Raw genomic sequence first — 14388 nt, forward strand, 5'->3', positions numbered from 1 at the left:
GGGGACGGCTGGACGGCGGACGGTTGGAGGGCGGGCGGTTGGAGGGCGGGCGGCGGGGCAAGGCGGAACTCTCGGGCTGGACGGCCGGTCTGGCGGGCCCCACAGATAGGCGCTCCACCGCCTCAGGGCAAGCGACCGGAGCGATACCCGGATAAGTTATGCGCGCGGGTTTTTGTGCAAAAGCCGGTCACGCCAGTGTGACAGCGTCCATGCCGCCCGAACGCTAGACTGGCCGGATGCAGCCCGAGAAGCAGCCTGGGAAGCAGCCCGGGAAGAAGCCCTGCCACCCCTACCTCTGTGCCATGGCCGCCGCTGCCCTGGCGGCCATGGCCATTTCGATCTGGTGCGGCATGGCAGAGGCGCAGCAGTCTGCCGCGGCATCCATGCCGCGCCGCTGCAGCTACGACATCCATCTGCAGGACCGTGCCGCACTGGTGCTGAACGTCAGCGTAACCTGCAACGCAGGCCCGCGGGTCGAATTCGACCGGCCGGGCGGCGGCGGCGAGATCGCGGCGCTCGCCGACTATGAGGAAGGCGACGATGGCCTGAGCCTGCGCTACCGCTTCCGGCTGGGGGATCTGGCGGCGCTGGCCAACTCGCCGGATATCGCGCAGCGCGTCGGCGCCGCCGTCATTTCGCCGCTGTCGATCTGGCTGGCCGACCCGCAGATTCCGGATGCCGAGATCGCCCTGCGCGTCACTGCCGATCCCGGGCTGGGCTTTGCCCTCTGCCCGCCCGAAGAGGACGGCGTCCGGCGCCTGCGCGGCGAGGATCTGCGCTTCGGCGGCTATGCCGTCTTCGGACAGTTCGATCGCCGCTTGCTGAGCATCGGCGATGCGGCCATCGAGCTGATCACCTTTCCCGGGCGGCTGGTATTGCCCGGCCCGGTCCTGGAGCGCTGGATCACCGACAGCGCCACGGCCGTCTCGCAGTATTTTGGCGGCTTTCCCCTGCAACGCACGCTTCTGGTCGCGGTGCCGGTCGCCGGCCATAGCGGCGTGATCTTCGGGCGCGTCCGCGGCGGCGGCGGCGGCACCATCCTGCTGCGGCTGGGCGAACTGGTCAGCAAGGCCGAACTCCACGAGGACTGGATGCTGGTTCACGAGATGGTGCATCTCGGCGCGCCTTTCGTAACCGGCCGCGCCAGCTGGCTGATGGAGGGCATGGCGACCTATGCCGAACCGATCATCCGCGAGCGCGCCGGCTGGCATACGCCGGCGCAGCTCTGGCAGGAATTCGCCAGCCAGATGCGGCACGGCCTGCCGGCCCTGACCAGCGAAAGCCTCAACGCCGTATCCAGCCGCGGCATCTATTGGGGCGGCGCGTTGTTCATGCTGCTGGCCGACCTCGATATCCGCGAACACTCCGACGGAGAGGCGTCGCTGGAAACCTGCTTCCGCGCCATCCTCAAGGCCGGCGGCGATACCACGGTGCGCTGGCCGCGCCGGCGCGTGCTGGCGGCCTGCGATGCGGCGACCGGGACCGGCACGATGGCCCGCCTGGAGGATCGCTATGTCAGCGAAGCGGGGCCGCTCGATCTCGATGCCCTGTGGAAGGACCTCGGCGTGACGCTGGACGGCGGCAAGGTCGTCTTCGACGAAACGGCGCCGCGGGCGGCCCTGCGGCGCGCCATCACGCGAGGCGCGGCCGGCGATTGATCACGCCAAGCCGGCGATCCAACCGGTCTCGACCCAGAGCCGCAACAGGCCGGCGGCAGGTATGGCCGCCTGCTCCGGGCCATGCCGTTCGGCCAGCAAGGCGCAAAGCGCGCCGAAATCGCCGCCATCGCGCAGGGCGAAAATCGCGCCGGCCTCATCCGCCTCCAGCGGACGGAAGCGGACGCCATCGGCGGCACGCCAGATCGCCCAATGCCGTTCATCCGGTGCGAGCGGACGCGGCGGCGGCGGCTCGATTGCCTCGTCCGTCTCCTGCGCCGCCAGCCACCAGTCCGGCACGGCATGGGAAAGCTGAAGCAGTTGCAGGCCCGGATGCAGCCGGAAGCGAAGCGCCGCCCAATCCTGCGCCGGGATCGCGGCCAGATCCGCAACCTGCAGCGTTTCCGCCTCGGCCGCATCGAAGGCCAGGCCGATGCTCCACTCGAACACCGCCATGTCCCATGCCGTCACGTCGTCGCGCCAGCGCGGCTGCTCGGCCATGAAGGCCGCAAGCCTCGCACCGAACCAGCGGATATTGGGATGCTTCGAAGGCCGGGCCGCGATGTAATCGTAGGCAAGCGCCGCAAACCGCGTTTGACCGATCAGCCGCAGCAGGCTTGGATAATCCCGCGCCAGGGTTTCGCGCAGCCTCTCGCGATAGGCGTTGCCGTAGACGGCGAGCCGCTCGGCCGTTTCGCCCTGCGCCGGCTGGCGTACCCTCGCGGCCAGCAGCCGGTCATCGGCCCCCTGCAGCAGGAAGGCCGAGAATTCCGCCTGAAGCGCGGACAGCATGGTCATGCCGGCACCGCCAGCGCCGCAGCGGCCTCGCGCCGCACCCGCGCCAATTCGTCCAGCAATTCCGCGAACGGCGGGAAATTGTCGTCGCGTTCGATCATGGACGGCACCGGCCCGAAACGCTGCACCGCTTTCCGATAGAGCGCGAAGACGGGATCGGTGATCGGCGCGTCATGCGTATCGATGATGAAGGCGCCGGTGTCGCTATGGCCGGCGAGATGCATCTGCGCGACGCGGCCGACGGGCAGGCCGTTCAGGAAATCCTCCGCGGCGAAACCGTGATTGCGCGCGCTGACATAGACGTTGTTGACGTCGAGCAGCAGCAGGCAATCGGCTTCCTCGCTGAGCCGGGCGAGGAATTTCCATTCCGCCATCGTCGAGCTGCGCCATTCGATATAGGACGAGACATTTTCGAGCAGGATGCGCCGGCCGAGGAAATCCTGCACCTGCCGCACGCGCGACGCAACATGGCGCAAGGTCTCGTCGTTGAATGGAATCGGCAGCAGGTCGTGCAGATGGGTGCCGTTATGACGCGACCAGCAGAGATGATCGGAAACCCAGGCCGGCTTGGCGCGCCGCGCCAGGGCCTTGAGGCGGGCGAGGTACTCGAAATCGAGCGGATCGCTGCCGCCGATCGACAGCGACACGCCATGCAGCACCACCGGCCAGCGCTCGGCGACCTGATCGAGCTTGCGCAGCGGCGGGCCGCCATCGACCATGTAATTCTCGCTGATCGCTTCGAACCAGTCGACCGGCGGATCGCCGTCCAGAATGTCGGGATAGTATTCCGGCCGCAGCCCGAGGCCGAAGCCGAGCCGGGGCAGATCGCGGCGAGGTTCCTGCGGACGATGGCGTTCGGGCATGCTGGTTCGGTCCGGCCGGTCACGGCCGGAAGCGATCAATCGGACCGCTCCCGGCCAAACGATCACATAACCGCGATCAGCCGACCTTGCCGCCGGCCGCCTGGCAGGCCGCCGCGTCGGGGAGTTCGGTGAAGCCCTGCCCCTTGCAGGCATTCAGACCCTTGCACGCGCTGTTGGCCGTCTGGCAGGCGCTCTCGCCCTTGCAGGCATTGGCGCCGATGCACTTGACGGCGGCTTCGGCCGGCGACGACACCAGCGCGATCGTGCCGGTGGCGAACAGCGCCGCAGCGGCGGCAGCCACGGCCAAGGTGGTGGTACGAGTCATGGAGTATCTCCCTGTGGGTTTGACATCGCCCGCAAGGAAAGTCCCCTGCGGATGCAAAGGATGCTAGGCTGTTTCTGATTCGATACGGACTCACAGCCGCGTGACATCAAACACAAGCCTGTGACCGCCCGAGAAGGGTTCAGCACAGCGAGGTTTTGCCATGACAACACCCGCGCGTCCCCGCACCGGATTGCGTCTCGCCGACCTGACTTGGATCGAGGCCGCCGATCTGATCGGCGACGGGCTGCCGATCCTGCTGCCGATCGGCGCGGCGGCGAAAGCGCATGGCCCGCACCTTCCGCTCGGGACGGATCGCCTGGTGGTCGAAGCCGTGGCCGAACGCCTGATCGCGACGATTCCGGTGCTGGCAGCGCCAACCGTCGGACAGGGATTCTATCCGGCCTTCATGGACTATCCCGGCAGCCAGCATATCGAGGCGGCGACATTCCAGGCGATGATCGTCGAGCTGACCGAGGGCTATCTGCGGCACGGCGCCGAGCGGATCGTGTTTCTCAACAACGGCGTCTCGACCGAGCCGCCGCTGCGTCTTGCCGCGCATGAAATCCTGCAGCGCCACGGCACATGCGTGGTGATCGCCGATCTGCCCCGGCTAGGCGCCTCTTGCGACGACCAGTGGACGACGAAAGATGCCGGACATGCCGATGAGCGAGAAACATCGCTGCTGCTGGCTATCGCACCCGGCCTGGTGCGGCTCGACCGTCTGGCCGAGACCGCGATGGCGCAGATCGACGAGCAGCCGGCGCTGGCGCAGCTTCGCCGGCCGTTGCGGCTGACGCCGGAAGAACGCCCGGGCGCGGTGCTCAACCGCAGCGGCGCCACCGGCGATGCGACCGCGGCGAGCGCCGAGAAAGGCGAGCGGCTGCTGGCGGCGATGGTGGAAGAGATCGTTGCCGATCTGCGCCGGCTCTGGCCGGACCTGTAAATCGGACCGTCAGACGATCCGCAGGTTGCGCGGATTGGTGCGCAGCTTGAGATCGCTGACGGCCACCTCAAGCACATTGATGGCGCGCTTGGTTTCCTCCAGCTGCTGCTGCAGCTGCGTGATCTGGTCCTTGATGTCGTTCAGCTCGCCATAGGTAAGCTGCGCGGCGCGTTCGTTGTCGGCGAAGAATTTGTTGTAGGCGGCAAACTGCTTCTCGATGCCGCCCATGCGCGTTTCCAGGGTGATACGCATCTGGCTGATGCGCTGCTCGAAATTGCCGAGATGCAGGAGCAGCCACGCGCCCAGCCACAACAGGACGAGAGCCCCACCCAGGACATAGAGCCAATCACCCATACATCACCTGTCTACGCAACCCGACTCCGGTGTTTACGCCGGCAGGATATTTCAGCCACCGGAGGGGTGCAATCAAAGTGATGCGCCGTGGTTAACGCGTTCGCTCAGCCGTCCAGAAAGGAAAGATTTCCGCCATCGCGGCAGAAGGCGATCAGCCGCCCCAGGAAAGCCGTGCCGGCGCCGAGCTGCGATTTCTCGATATACTCGTCGGGCTTGTGCGCCTCGCGGATATTGCCGGGGCCGCAGACCACGGCCGGAATGCCGGCCTCGTGGAAAATGCCGGCCTCGGTCCCGTAGGCCACCGCATGGGTCTGGTTCTGGCCGGCCAGCTTCAGCGCCAGCGTCTCCGCCGGATTCGTCCCCACCGGCAGAAAGCCCGGCACGCGGGCGAGCAGCCTGGTCGCGATCGCCGCGCCGGGATGGATGCGGCGCATCTCCGGCTGCAGCCGCTCGGCGGCATAACGCTCGACCGCGTCGATCACCGCCATGTCGTGCTCGGGCCGCACGCTACGCACATCCCATTCGACGCGGCATTCCTTGGCCAGGATGTTGCGCGCCGTGCCGCCATGGATTTCGCCGACCGTGATCGTCGTATAGGGCGGGGTGAAGCGCGGATCGCAATGTTCCGGCTTCTGGTATTCGCGCTGCAGGCGGTTCATCTCGGCGATCAGCTCGGCCGCGACCTGTATCGCGTTGACGCCCTGATGCGTCGCCGAGGAATGCGCCTCCAGTCCGTGCACCGTGGTGCTGCAGGCGCAGACGCTTTTATGCGCGGTCACCACCTGCATCTCCGTTGGCTCGCCGATGATGGCCAGCTTCGGCGTGATGCCGCTGTGGCGGATGAAATCGACGATGCCATGCACGCCGAGGCAGCCGACCTCCTCGTCGTAGGAGAAGGCGAAATGCAGCGGAATGCTGAGCGGCTGGCGTAGCATCTCGGGCAGCAGGGCGATGCACAGCGCGATAAAGCTCTTCATGTCCGCCGTGCCGCGGCCGAACAACCTGCCGTCGCGCTCGGTCAGCTTGAACGGATCGCTCGACCAGGCCTGGCCGTCGACCGGGACCACGTCGGTATGGCCGGACAGCACGACGCCGGGCTTATCGCTGGGCCCGATGGTGGCGTAGAGATTGGCCTTCCTGCCGGTCGCATCGAAGATCTTCCGGCTTTCGACGCCATGCTGCGCCAGGTGATCGGCGATGGCGTCGATCAGCGCCAGATTGCTGTCGCGGCTGGTGGTATCGAAGCCGACCAGCTTGCCGACCCAGTCCAGCGCCGCGGCACTGGCAGGAGGATGTGCGTTGCTCATCGCTGCGGTTTACGGTCCGGCTGGCGCTGCGTCAATCGATACCGCGGCTGTTCGGGCTGCCAATCATGGTCAGAAACTCCTGCCGGGTGCGCGGATCGTCGCGGAAGGCGCCGAGCATGCGGCTGGTCACCATGGTCACGCCCGGCTTGCGCACGCCGCGCGTGGTCATGCATTGATGCGCCGCCTCGATCACCACGGCGACGCCGCGGGGCTGCAGCACCGTCTGGATCGTATTGGCGATCTGCGCGGTCAGCTTCTCCTGGATCTGCAGCCGCTTGGCATAGACCTCGACGATGCGGGCGAGCTTGGAGATGCCGACAACGCGATGGCCGGGCAGATAGGCGACATGCGCCTGGCCGATGATCGGCACCATGTGGTGCTCGCAATGGCTTTCCAGGCGGATGTCGCGCAGCACGATCATCTCGTCGTAGCCGTCGGTTTCCTCGAAAGTGCGCGCGAGAATCTGTTCCGGATCGTCGTGATAGCCGGCGAAGAATTCCTCGTAGGAGCGCACCACCCGGTCGGGCGTGCCGATCAGCCCCTCGCGGCCGGGATCATCGCCGGCCCAGCGGATCAGCGTGCGCACCGCCTCCTCCGCCTGTTCGCGGCTCGGGCGCTCGATTTGAACCTTGTCGGTCGGCTTGGCGAAGTTCTGCACGCTTCCGCTGGCTGCTCTGCTGCTCACGTCGAAAAATCCTTGTGTCATCACTGTCCGGCAGCCAGATAGGGCAGCCCGCCGCCGCCCGCCACTCATCTTTGGCTGCCATCCATCCTGGCTGATCGGGCTGACGGGCGATCCTTTCAGTTCACCCGCCGCCGTTCATGCGGGCTGTCGAGCGAAAAGGCCGGAATGGCGACGTCGAATTCCTCGCCGTCCTCGGCCACCATCTGATACGTGCCGACCATGAAACCCGAGGGCGTCGGCAGCGGCGTGCCGCTGGTATATTCGAAGCTCTCCCCGGGCTCCAGGATGGGCTGCTCGCCGACCACGCCGGGCCCGCGCACCTCGTCAATGCGGCCGCGCGCGTCGGTAATGCGCCAGTAGCGGCTGCGCAACTGCACGGTCTGCGTGCCGCCATTCTCGATCTTCACGTTATAGGCCCAGACGTAATAGCCCTCGTCGGGCGAAGACTGCTCGTCCAGGAAGATGGGCTGCACTGTGATTTGTATGCCGCGGGTGGTCTGCTGATACATTCTTCGTCCGTAATGCGGCCGTCACTACCACTAAATATTAGAGGCGGATGGCCGAATGTCCAGCAGACGGCTCAACCTCAGCTTGGGCGCGGTTTCAGGCCGGCCCGCCCACCGGCTTGGCAAAACAACGGCCGCCCCCGCATGCGGGGGCGGCCGCCGGATTGCAAATCGCGCCGGATTACTTGCGCAGATACAGTTCGGCGCGGCGGTTCTCTTCGTTGCGCACGCCGTCCGCGGTCGGTACGCGCGGGCGGGTCTCGCCGAAGGCCTCGGTCTTGATCTGGTTCTGGCCGATGCCCTTGCTGCGCAGGTAGGCGGCGACGGCGTCGGCGCGGCGCTGCGACAGCTTCTGGTTATAGGCTTCCGGACCCGAACGGTCGGCGTGGCCGTCGACCACGATGTTGGTCATGCCGGTCGAGCGGAAGTCGGCGATGGCGCGGTCAAGCACCTGGGCAGCCACCGGGCTGATATCCGCACGGTCCCAGGCGAAGAACACGATGTAGGTCTCCGGCAGCTTCGGCGCCGGAGCCGGCGCAGCGGCAGGAGCCGGCGGCGGGGGCGGCGGCGGCGGCGGCGCGGCGACGGCCGGCTGCGGCTTCGGAGCCGGGGCGCCGAAGCGGTAGGTCAGGCCCAGCATGACGGTATGGGTCATGTTGTCCGGCTCGATCACCGCGGCGGTGTTGGTGCCGAGGCTGGTATCGCCCGTGTACTGGAAGCGGTAATCGGCGCTGACCAGCCAGTTCGGATCGATTGCATACCACAGGCCGGCGATGCCCTGGGCGGCCCAGGTCATGTCCTTGTCGTGGCTGGTCGCCGTACCGGCACTCAGGCCGCGGGCGGAATACTGCACGCCGCCGAGACCGGCGCCGATATAGGGGCTCCAGTTGCTGTCCGGCAGAAAGTCGTACAGCAGGTTGGCGAACAGCGAATATTGGTGCAGCTTGCCATCGGCGCCGACGCCGCCATCGGCGCTATCGGCACCCCAGTTGCGGAAGCCGAGTTCGAGTTCCGGGCGCAGACCGTTGCCCAGCGCATAGCCGCCCTTGAGCAGGGCGGCCCAGCCGGTATCGAATTCCAGGCTGGTATTGGGTGCGTTGTTGGTGACATCGGCATCGCCGATCCACGTGGCGCCACCCCCGATACCGAGATAGGGGCCAGAGCTTTGCGCCATGGCCGGAGCCGAGGCCAGACCCAGCAGGGCAGCTCCGGTCAGCAAAGCGAGACGAACCTTCATCGAGAATCTCCTCAAGAAATTCAGCACGCCGCGAATGCGGCCACTTTGCACCTCAACCCCGGGGCAATATAGCAGCGGCCGGTCCGCACCAGGAAACACTTCTGCCCGGCTTACTGCAAAAAAGCCGCACTGTGGCATTCCGGCAACAGATATCAGCCTGCTTTTTCAAGGGCCTGGGTGAGATCGGCGATCAGATCGGCGGGATCTTCCAGGCCGACCGAGAGCCGCAGCAGGTCGTCGCCGATGCCCAGCCGGCTGCGCTCCTCGGCACTCAACCTCTGGTGCGTGGTCGTCGCCGGATGGGTGATCAGGCTCTTGGCATCGCCCAGATTGTTGGAAATATCGATCAGTGTCAGCGCGTTGAGGAAGCGGAAGGCGCCCGCCTTGCCGCCCTTGGGGCTGAAGGCGATCATGTTGCCGCCGCCGGCCATCTGGCGCCTGGCCAGAGCATGCTGCGGATGGTCGCTGCGGCCGGGATAGAGCACCCTGCCTACGTTTTTATGCGCCGCCAGGGCATCGGCGACCTTGGCCGCATTCTCGACATGGCGCGCGACGCGCAGTTCCAGCGTCTCCAGGCCCTTGAGCAGCACCCAGGCATTGAACGGGCTGATCGACGGGCCGGTATGGCGCAGATACGGCCCCAGCTCGTCGGCAATGAAGCTTTTCGGGCCGAGCACGACGCCGCCGAGGCAGCGGCCCTGCCCGTCGATATGCTTGGTCGCCGAATAGACGACGATGTCGGCGCCGAGCTGCAGCGGCTTTTGCAGCATCGGCGTGGCGAAGACATTGTCGATCACCACGCGCGCGCCATGCTTGTGCGCAATCTCGGCCACGGCGGCGATGTCGATCAGTTCGAGCGTCGGATTGGCCGGCGTCTCGAAGAAGACCAGCTTGGTGCGCGGCGTGACCGCCGCTTCCCACTGCGCCAGGTCGGTGCCGTCGACCATGGTGCTCTTGACCCCGAAGCGCGGCAGCAGGTCGTTGACGATATAGGCAATCGAGCCGAACACCGCGCGCGAAGAGACGACTTCATCGCCGGCCCGGAGCTGGCAGGTCAGCGCGGCGTTGATCGCCGCCATGCCGCTGGCCGTGGCGCGCGCCGCTTCGGCGCCTTCGAGCAGCGCCATGCGGTCCTCGAAGACCTGCACGGTGGGATTTTCGTACCGGCTGTAGACGAAGCCCGGGATCTCGTTCTTGAAACGCGCCTCGGCGGCTTCCGCGCTGTCGTAGCAGAAACCCGAATTCATGAAGATCGCTTCCGAGGTTTCGCCGAACTGGCTGCGCAGCGTGCCGCCGCGCACGAGCTGGGTGGCCGGGCGCCAGCGGCGCGGATCTGTCTTCGCCTTGTTGCTCATCGTCTCGTCCTCTCGCCGGCCGGCGGAACGGGGCAACAAACGAAAAACCCCGCGCCGCAGGGCCGGGGTTTCAATCCACCCGACCTTTTAGCGGTTTGTTTTACGTGGTCCGCAAGCCGGTCGGCCCAAATCACCACGACGCGAGGGTCATACGGCGCGGCCGCCGCCACGTCAAGACCGATTCGGCGCCGATCCGGCCCCGTCGGCGGCCGATTGCAGCCGATTCGGCGTCATCCGGGAGCCGATTGGAGCCAATCCGGCCCCCTTGGATGCCAATCGCAGTTAAATCCCACCCGCGCCTGGCCCAAGGGATCGACTTCCGTGGCAAGCCTTTGACTTTCCGCCGCTTCTTCCCGCCATCCCCTCCGCGCGTGGTATCGCCGCTATTCCTTGAACTCGGCGCGTTCGGGGATGCGGTTGAAGGCGATCTTGGCACCCATGAAGCCGCCTTCCAGCTGCCCGGGGCGCTGCTCCGGCAACTGGCCGAGCGCAACGGCATCGCGGCCGAATTTCCGGTTCAGCCCGTCGAGCACGGCAGACAGCCTAGCGCGCGTCTCGGCGGCGGCGACATCGCGCTCGAAGCCCGAGCCGCCGCCGAACAGATCCAGCGTCGTTTCGTTCGCCGGCGCCAGATCGTGCAGCGCGATCCCCACCTTCTTGAGCCGACGCTGCGTATCCTCCTGCTGCCGCAGCCGGCGCCAGAGCCGGCCGACCGCGTCGAGGATGACGAAATTGTCCTGCGTCTCGGTCAGGCGGAAACTGTCGGCCCAGCGTGCGTTTTGAGAATGGCGGCCGCCATCCTCGAAGCGCACGCTGACATCGAGCTGCCGCGCGAAATAGCCGAGCCGGCGCACGCGGCTGCCGGCCTTGGCCGCGAGCCGCCGCACGACGAGTTCGGCGGACGCGAAGCTGCGCAAGTCCGGCGGCAGCACATGGCTGTGGCTGATGCTGTGACGGCCCTGCGCGACATCCTGCAACTGCCTGCCATGCAGGCGCGCGAGGAAATCCTCGCCGCCGACGCCGCCCCAGATGCGCCGCGCCTCATGCGCCGGCAGATGCCACAAGGCCTCGACGCTGGCGATGCCGGCCTGATTGAGGCGCCGTTCCATATTGGCGCCGATGCCGGGCAGATCGCGCAAGTGCAATCGGAACAGCCTGTCCTGCAGCTCCTCGGGCCTGAGGACGACAAGGCCGTCCGGCTTCTGCATGTCGCTGGCGACCTTGGCGAGATAGGCGTTCGGCGCGATGCCGATCGAGCAGCGGATGTATTCGCCGAGATTCTCCGCCAGCCCCCGCTTGATGCGCCGCGCCAGCGCGACCGCCTCGGCCTCGAGCCGCTGCGGCCCCATCAGGCGGCAGGCCATCTCGTCGATCGACCAGACCTTCTCGACCGGGATATGGCGATCGACCTCGTCCAGGATCCTGTGATGGAATTCGACATAGATGTCATGGCGCGCCGGCACCAGTAGAATACCGGGGCATTTCTGCTTGGCCTCCCAGATCGGCGTGCCGGTCTTGATGCCGAAGGCCTTGGCCTCGTAGGAGGCGGCGATGGCACAGGTCGTGTCGGTCATCACCGGCACGACCGCGACCGGCCGGCCGCGCAGGCGCGGCTGGAGCTGCTGCTCGACGCTGGCGAAATAGCTGTTCAGATCGAGATAGAGCCAGCCGAGCGGCGAGGCCTCCCAGCCTGCCCTGTCATGGGCAGCGGCGTGGGCGGCGGGGTTGCGGGCGGCGGGGGTGGCGAGATCGATATGCATGGCCGAGTCCTCTGGCCATGAGTCTAGATCGTGCGAACAAAAAATCAACGAATAAGAACATTAATAAAACTTGCCCGGCAGGGCGAGCTGGGCCGCTATCCCCCGCAGAGCTTCCAGGGGCCGATATCCCAGTGGAGATGGTCCCTGTGGTCGGCATTGGCATTGGGGCTGAGCGCCACCGAGAAAAAGCGGCAGGCCTGCTTGCTGACCCCGCGCAGATACTGGCCTTCCGGGCTACTGCTGCGGAACTGCTCCTTCACCGAGACGCGGGTGCCGTCCGCGAGCGTGAAGCCCCAGACGTCGATGGCGCGGCCCTGGGCATGTTCGCTCAGCCGGCCGCCGCCGCCGACCATGCGCCGGCAGGTGAAACCGCCGGCATGATTGAGCTGGGCGATGTCCTGGCCGAAGACCCGCCGCGCCTCGGGCAGCAGGACGCCGCCCTCGAACTGCAGCAGCCGCAGCGCCATCGGGCAGCTCAGCTCGACCGGGCGGCTGAGCGCCACATGGGTGCGGGTCAGCTTCACCCCGTTCTGCAGCGTGCAGCCGCCCTTGCCCGGTTCGGCCTGGGCGATCAGCGCGAATTGCGCGCCGGTGGCGGCCAGATCGTTGAGGCAGGCGGACTGGATCGGATCGCGGTTGGGCCACAGCTTCATGCCCGGATAGGGCTGCGGCACCGGAACGACGGCCGGCCGCGGCGCCGGACGCGGGGCGCAGGCGGCGAAGGCCAGCAGCAGCGCGACGAGCGCGGCCAAACGGCGGCCGGTCGCGCCCTGGCCGGTCACTCCCTGGCCAATCACTCCCTGGCCGGTTAATCGACGCCTGGTCAATCGGCGACGGGCAGCCACAGCACCTCCTCGATCCGGCTGGCGCCGGTCAGCAGCATCACCAGACGGTCGACGCCCAGGGCGATGCCGGCGCAGTCCGGCAGACCATGGTGCAGGGCAGATATGAATTCTTCGTCAATGGGATAGTCGTAGCCGTAGAGCTGTTTCTTCAGCGCCATATCGGCCTCGAAACGGCGGCGCTGTTCGGCGGCGTCGGTCAGTTCGGAAAAGGCGTTGGCAAGCTCGACGCCGCAGGCATAAAGCTCGAAGCGCTCGGCCAGATGCGGCGCGCCGGCTTTGGGCCGGCTCAGCGCCGCCATGTGGATCGGATAGTCGTGCAGGATGCAGGGCGCATCGCGGCCCAGATTGGGCTCGACCTTCTCCAGGGCGACGCGGAAATACAGATCGTCCCAGGAATCGCCGGCATCGACGCGGATGCCGATGCCGCGGCAGGCCGCCTGCATGGCGGGCAGGTCGGGCCGGTGCGGATCGGGCCCGATGCAGGCCGCCAGATCGAGCCGTGCAAACCGGGCGAAGGCCTCATGCACGGTGAGATATTGCCACGGCCCGGCGATGTCGGCGGCCTGGCCCTGCCAGCGCAATTGCGTCTGCCCGCTCGCCGCCGCGATGGCGCGCAGCAGCTTTTCGCAATCCTGCATCAGCACGCGGTAATCGGCGCCGGCGCGGTACCATTCCAGCATCAGAAAGGCCGGATAATGCAGGGCCGCGCGCTCGCCGTTGCGGAAGACCGGGGCGAGCTGGAACAGCCGCTCCTCCCCCGCCGCCAGCAGCTTCTTCATGGCGAATTCGGGCGAGGTATGCAGATAAAGCGGCCGCGTCGAGCCGTCCGGCCGCTCCAGCAGAGTGGCGAAGGCCTTCAGATGCGGCTCCAGGCCGGGCGAAACCTGCAGCGCCGGCGTTTCCACCTCGACGAAGCCGAGGCCGCAGAAATGGCTGCGAATCGCCTGCAGGACGGTCTGGCGGACCAGAAGGTTGGGCCGTCGCCGGGCATAGAGGTCGGGACGCCACCAGGGGGTGTTTCGCGGCTGCATATTTGGCTCAGACCCCGGGTTGAGAAGCATTATGCGACCTGATAGTTTCCGCCCGCCTTTTTCGCAAGCGGGTCCTACCTTTGCCATAGGGCGGGCCCGCTCGCCGTTTCCGGAGAGATGTTCCATGGCCAAGGTCAATGCCAACCAGTTGCGCAAGGGCAACGTGGTCGAGATCAACAACAAACTCTACGCCGTGATCACGGCGCAGAATATCCAGCCTGGCAAGGGCACGCCGGTCACCCAGCTCGACCTGCGCGACCTCGCCACCGGCCTGAAGACCACCGAACGCTACCGCACCACCGAGGCGGTCGAGCGCGTCTTCATCGACACCCGCGAGTTCCAGTACCTGTTCACCGAGGGCGAGCACGCCACCTTCATGGACATCGAGAATTACGAGCAGATCCAGGTGCCGCTCGACGTGGTCGGCGACCAGGCCGTCTGGCTGCAGGACGGCATGCATGTCGAGATCAGCCTCTATGAAGGCCGCCCGGTCTCGGTCGAACTGCCGCAGACGGTGACGCTGGAGATCACCGAGACCGAGCCGACCGTGAAAGGCCAGACGGCTTCCTCGTCCTACAAGCCGGCGATCGTCTCGAACGGCCAGCGCGTCATGGTGCCGCCGCATATCTCTGCCGGCGTGCGCATCGTCATCAATATCCAGGAAGGCGGCACGTATATCGAGCGCGCCAAGGACTGACGCGGCCCGTCAGCCGTTCCGATCAAAAAC

15 protein-coding genes and 1 riboswitch are annotated in these 14388 nt (G+C 66.8%); of the genes, 3 read left to right on the forward strand and 12 right to left on the reverse strand.

Annotated elements, in window-relative coordinates; all coding sequences use genetic code 11:
- Positions 1–236 precede the first annotated feature (236 nt).
- Complete coding sequence (locus VF194_RS06945; RefSeq protein WP_330889392.1) at positions 237–1658, forward strand: hypothetical protein; 1422 nt, start codon at positions 237–239, stop codon at positions 1656–1658.
- Here the strand turns inward: VF194_RS06945 and VF194_RS06950 are convergent, their stop codons facing one another.
- The 3 genes from VF194_RS06950 to VF194_RS06960 all read right to left on the reverse strand — a co-directional run bounded on the left by VF194_RS06950 (position 1659) and on the right by VF194_RS06960 (position 3638).
- A complete protein-coding gene (locus VF194_RS06950) occupies positions 1659–2453 on the reverse strand; it encodes a DNA-binding domain-containing protein (RefSeq protein WP_330889394.1) in 795 nt (264 codons plus the stop codon).
- Complete coding sequence (locus VF194_RS06955; protein WP_330889396.1) at positions 2450–3313, reverse strand: DUF692 domain-containing protein; 864 nt, start codon at positions 3311–3313, stop codon at positions 2450–2452. The genes VF194_RS06950 and VF194_RS06955 overlap by 4 nt, the downstream gene beginning before the upstream one ends.
- Before the next feature lie 76 nt (positions 3314–3389).
- Positions 3390–3638, reverse strand: a complete 249-nt coding sequence (locus VF194_RS06960) for a hypothetical protein (RefSeq protein WP_330889398.1) — start codon at positions 3636–3638, stop codon at positions 3390–3392.
- A 160-nt stretch (positions 3639–3798) separates the two neighbouring features.
- On the opposite strand from VF194_RS06960, the gene VF194_RS06965 reads away from it, so the two are divergent.
- A complete protein-coding gene (locus VF194_RS06965; protein WP_330889400.1) occupies positions 3799–4581 on the forward strand; it encodes a creatininase family protein in 783 nt (260 codons plus the stop codon).
- 9 nt (positions 4582–4590) lie between these two features.
- Here VF194_RS06965 and VF194_RS06970 read toward each other — a convergent pair whose 3' ends face one another.
- From VF194_RS06970 to epmA, 9 genes are all read right to left on the reverse strand, one after another.
- Entirely contained in the window at positions 4591–4935 is a 345-nt protein-coding gene (locus VF194_RS06970) for a hypothetical protein (protein WP_330889402.1), read from the reverse strand.
- Positions 4936–5039: 104 nt separating this feature from the next.
- Complete coding sequence (argE, locus tag VF194_RS06975; protein WP_330889404.1) at positions 5040–6242, reverse strand: acetylornithine deacetylase; 1203 nt, start codon at positions 6240–6242, stop codon at positions 5040–5042.
- A gap of 31 nt (positions 6243–6273) precedes the next feature.
- Positions 6274–6900 carry a GTP cyclohydrolase I FolE gene (gene folE, locus VF194_RS06980; protein ID WP_330889486.1) on the reverse strand — a complete coding sequence of 209 codons (627 nt, stop codon included), beginning with the start codon at positions 6898–6900 and terminating at the stop codon, positions 6274–6276.
- Positions 6901–7043: 143 nt separating this feature from the next.
- Positions 7044–7436 carry a Co2+/Mg2+ efflux protein ApaG gene (gene apaG, locus VF194_RS06985; RefSeq protein ID WP_330889406.1) on the reverse strand — a complete coding sequence of 131 codons (393 nt, stop codon included), beginning with the start codon at positions 7434–7436 and terminating at the stop codon, positions 7044–7046.
- A gap of 178 nt (positions 7437–7614) precedes the next feature.
- Complete coding sequence (locus tag VF194_RS06990) at positions 7615–8670, reverse strand: OmpA family protein (RefSeq protein ID WP_330889408.1); 1056 nt, start codon at positions 8668–8670, stop codon at positions 7615–7617.
- A gap of 152 nt (positions 8671–8822) precedes the next feature.
- The gene (gene metZ / locus VF194_RS06995) at positions 8823–10025 is read right to left on the reverse strand and encodes an O-succinylhomoserine sulfhydrylase (protein ID WP_330889409.1); all 1203 of its coding nucleotides are present in this window, start codon (positions 10023–10025) and stop codon (positions 8823–8825) included.
- A 67-nt stretch (positions 10026–10092) separates the two neighbouring features.
- A riboswitch (SAM riboswitch) is annotated at positions 10093–10172 on the reverse strand.
- 236 nt (positions 10173–10408) lie between these two features.
- Positions 10409–11785, reverse strand: coding sequence for a hypothetical protein (locus VF194_RS07000; protein WP_330889411.1), 1377 nt, complete (start codon positions 11783–11785; stop codon positions 10409–10411).
- 95 nt (positions 11786–11880) lie between these two features.
- Positions 11881–12582 carry an extensin family protein gene (locus VF194_RS07005; protein ID WP_330889413.1) on the reverse strand — a complete coding sequence of 234 codons (702 nt, stop codon included), beginning with the start codon at positions 12580–12582 and terminating at the stop codon, positions 11881–11883.
- Between the two features lie 26 nt (positions 12583–12608).
- Entirely contained in the window at positions 12609–13661 is a 1053-nt protein-coding gene (gene epmA / locus VF194_RS07010) for an EF-P lysine aminoacylase EpmA (protein WP_330889415.1), read from the reverse strand.
- A gap of 124 nt (positions 13662–13785) precedes the next feature.
- On the opposite strand from epmA, the gene efp reads away from it, so the two are divergent.
- Positions 13786–14358, forward strand: a complete 573-nt coding sequence (gene efp / locus VF194_RS07015; RefSeq protein WP_330889417.1) for an elongation factor P — start codon at positions 13786–13788, stop codon at positions 14356–14358.
- The last annotated feature ends 30 nt before the right edge of the window (positions 14359–14388 follow it).

It is taken from the genome of Ferrovibrio sp. (assembly GCF_036381655.1).
Lineage (GTDB): Bacteria > Pseudomonadota > Alphaproteobacteria > Ferrovibrionales > Ferrovibrionaceae > Ferrovibrio.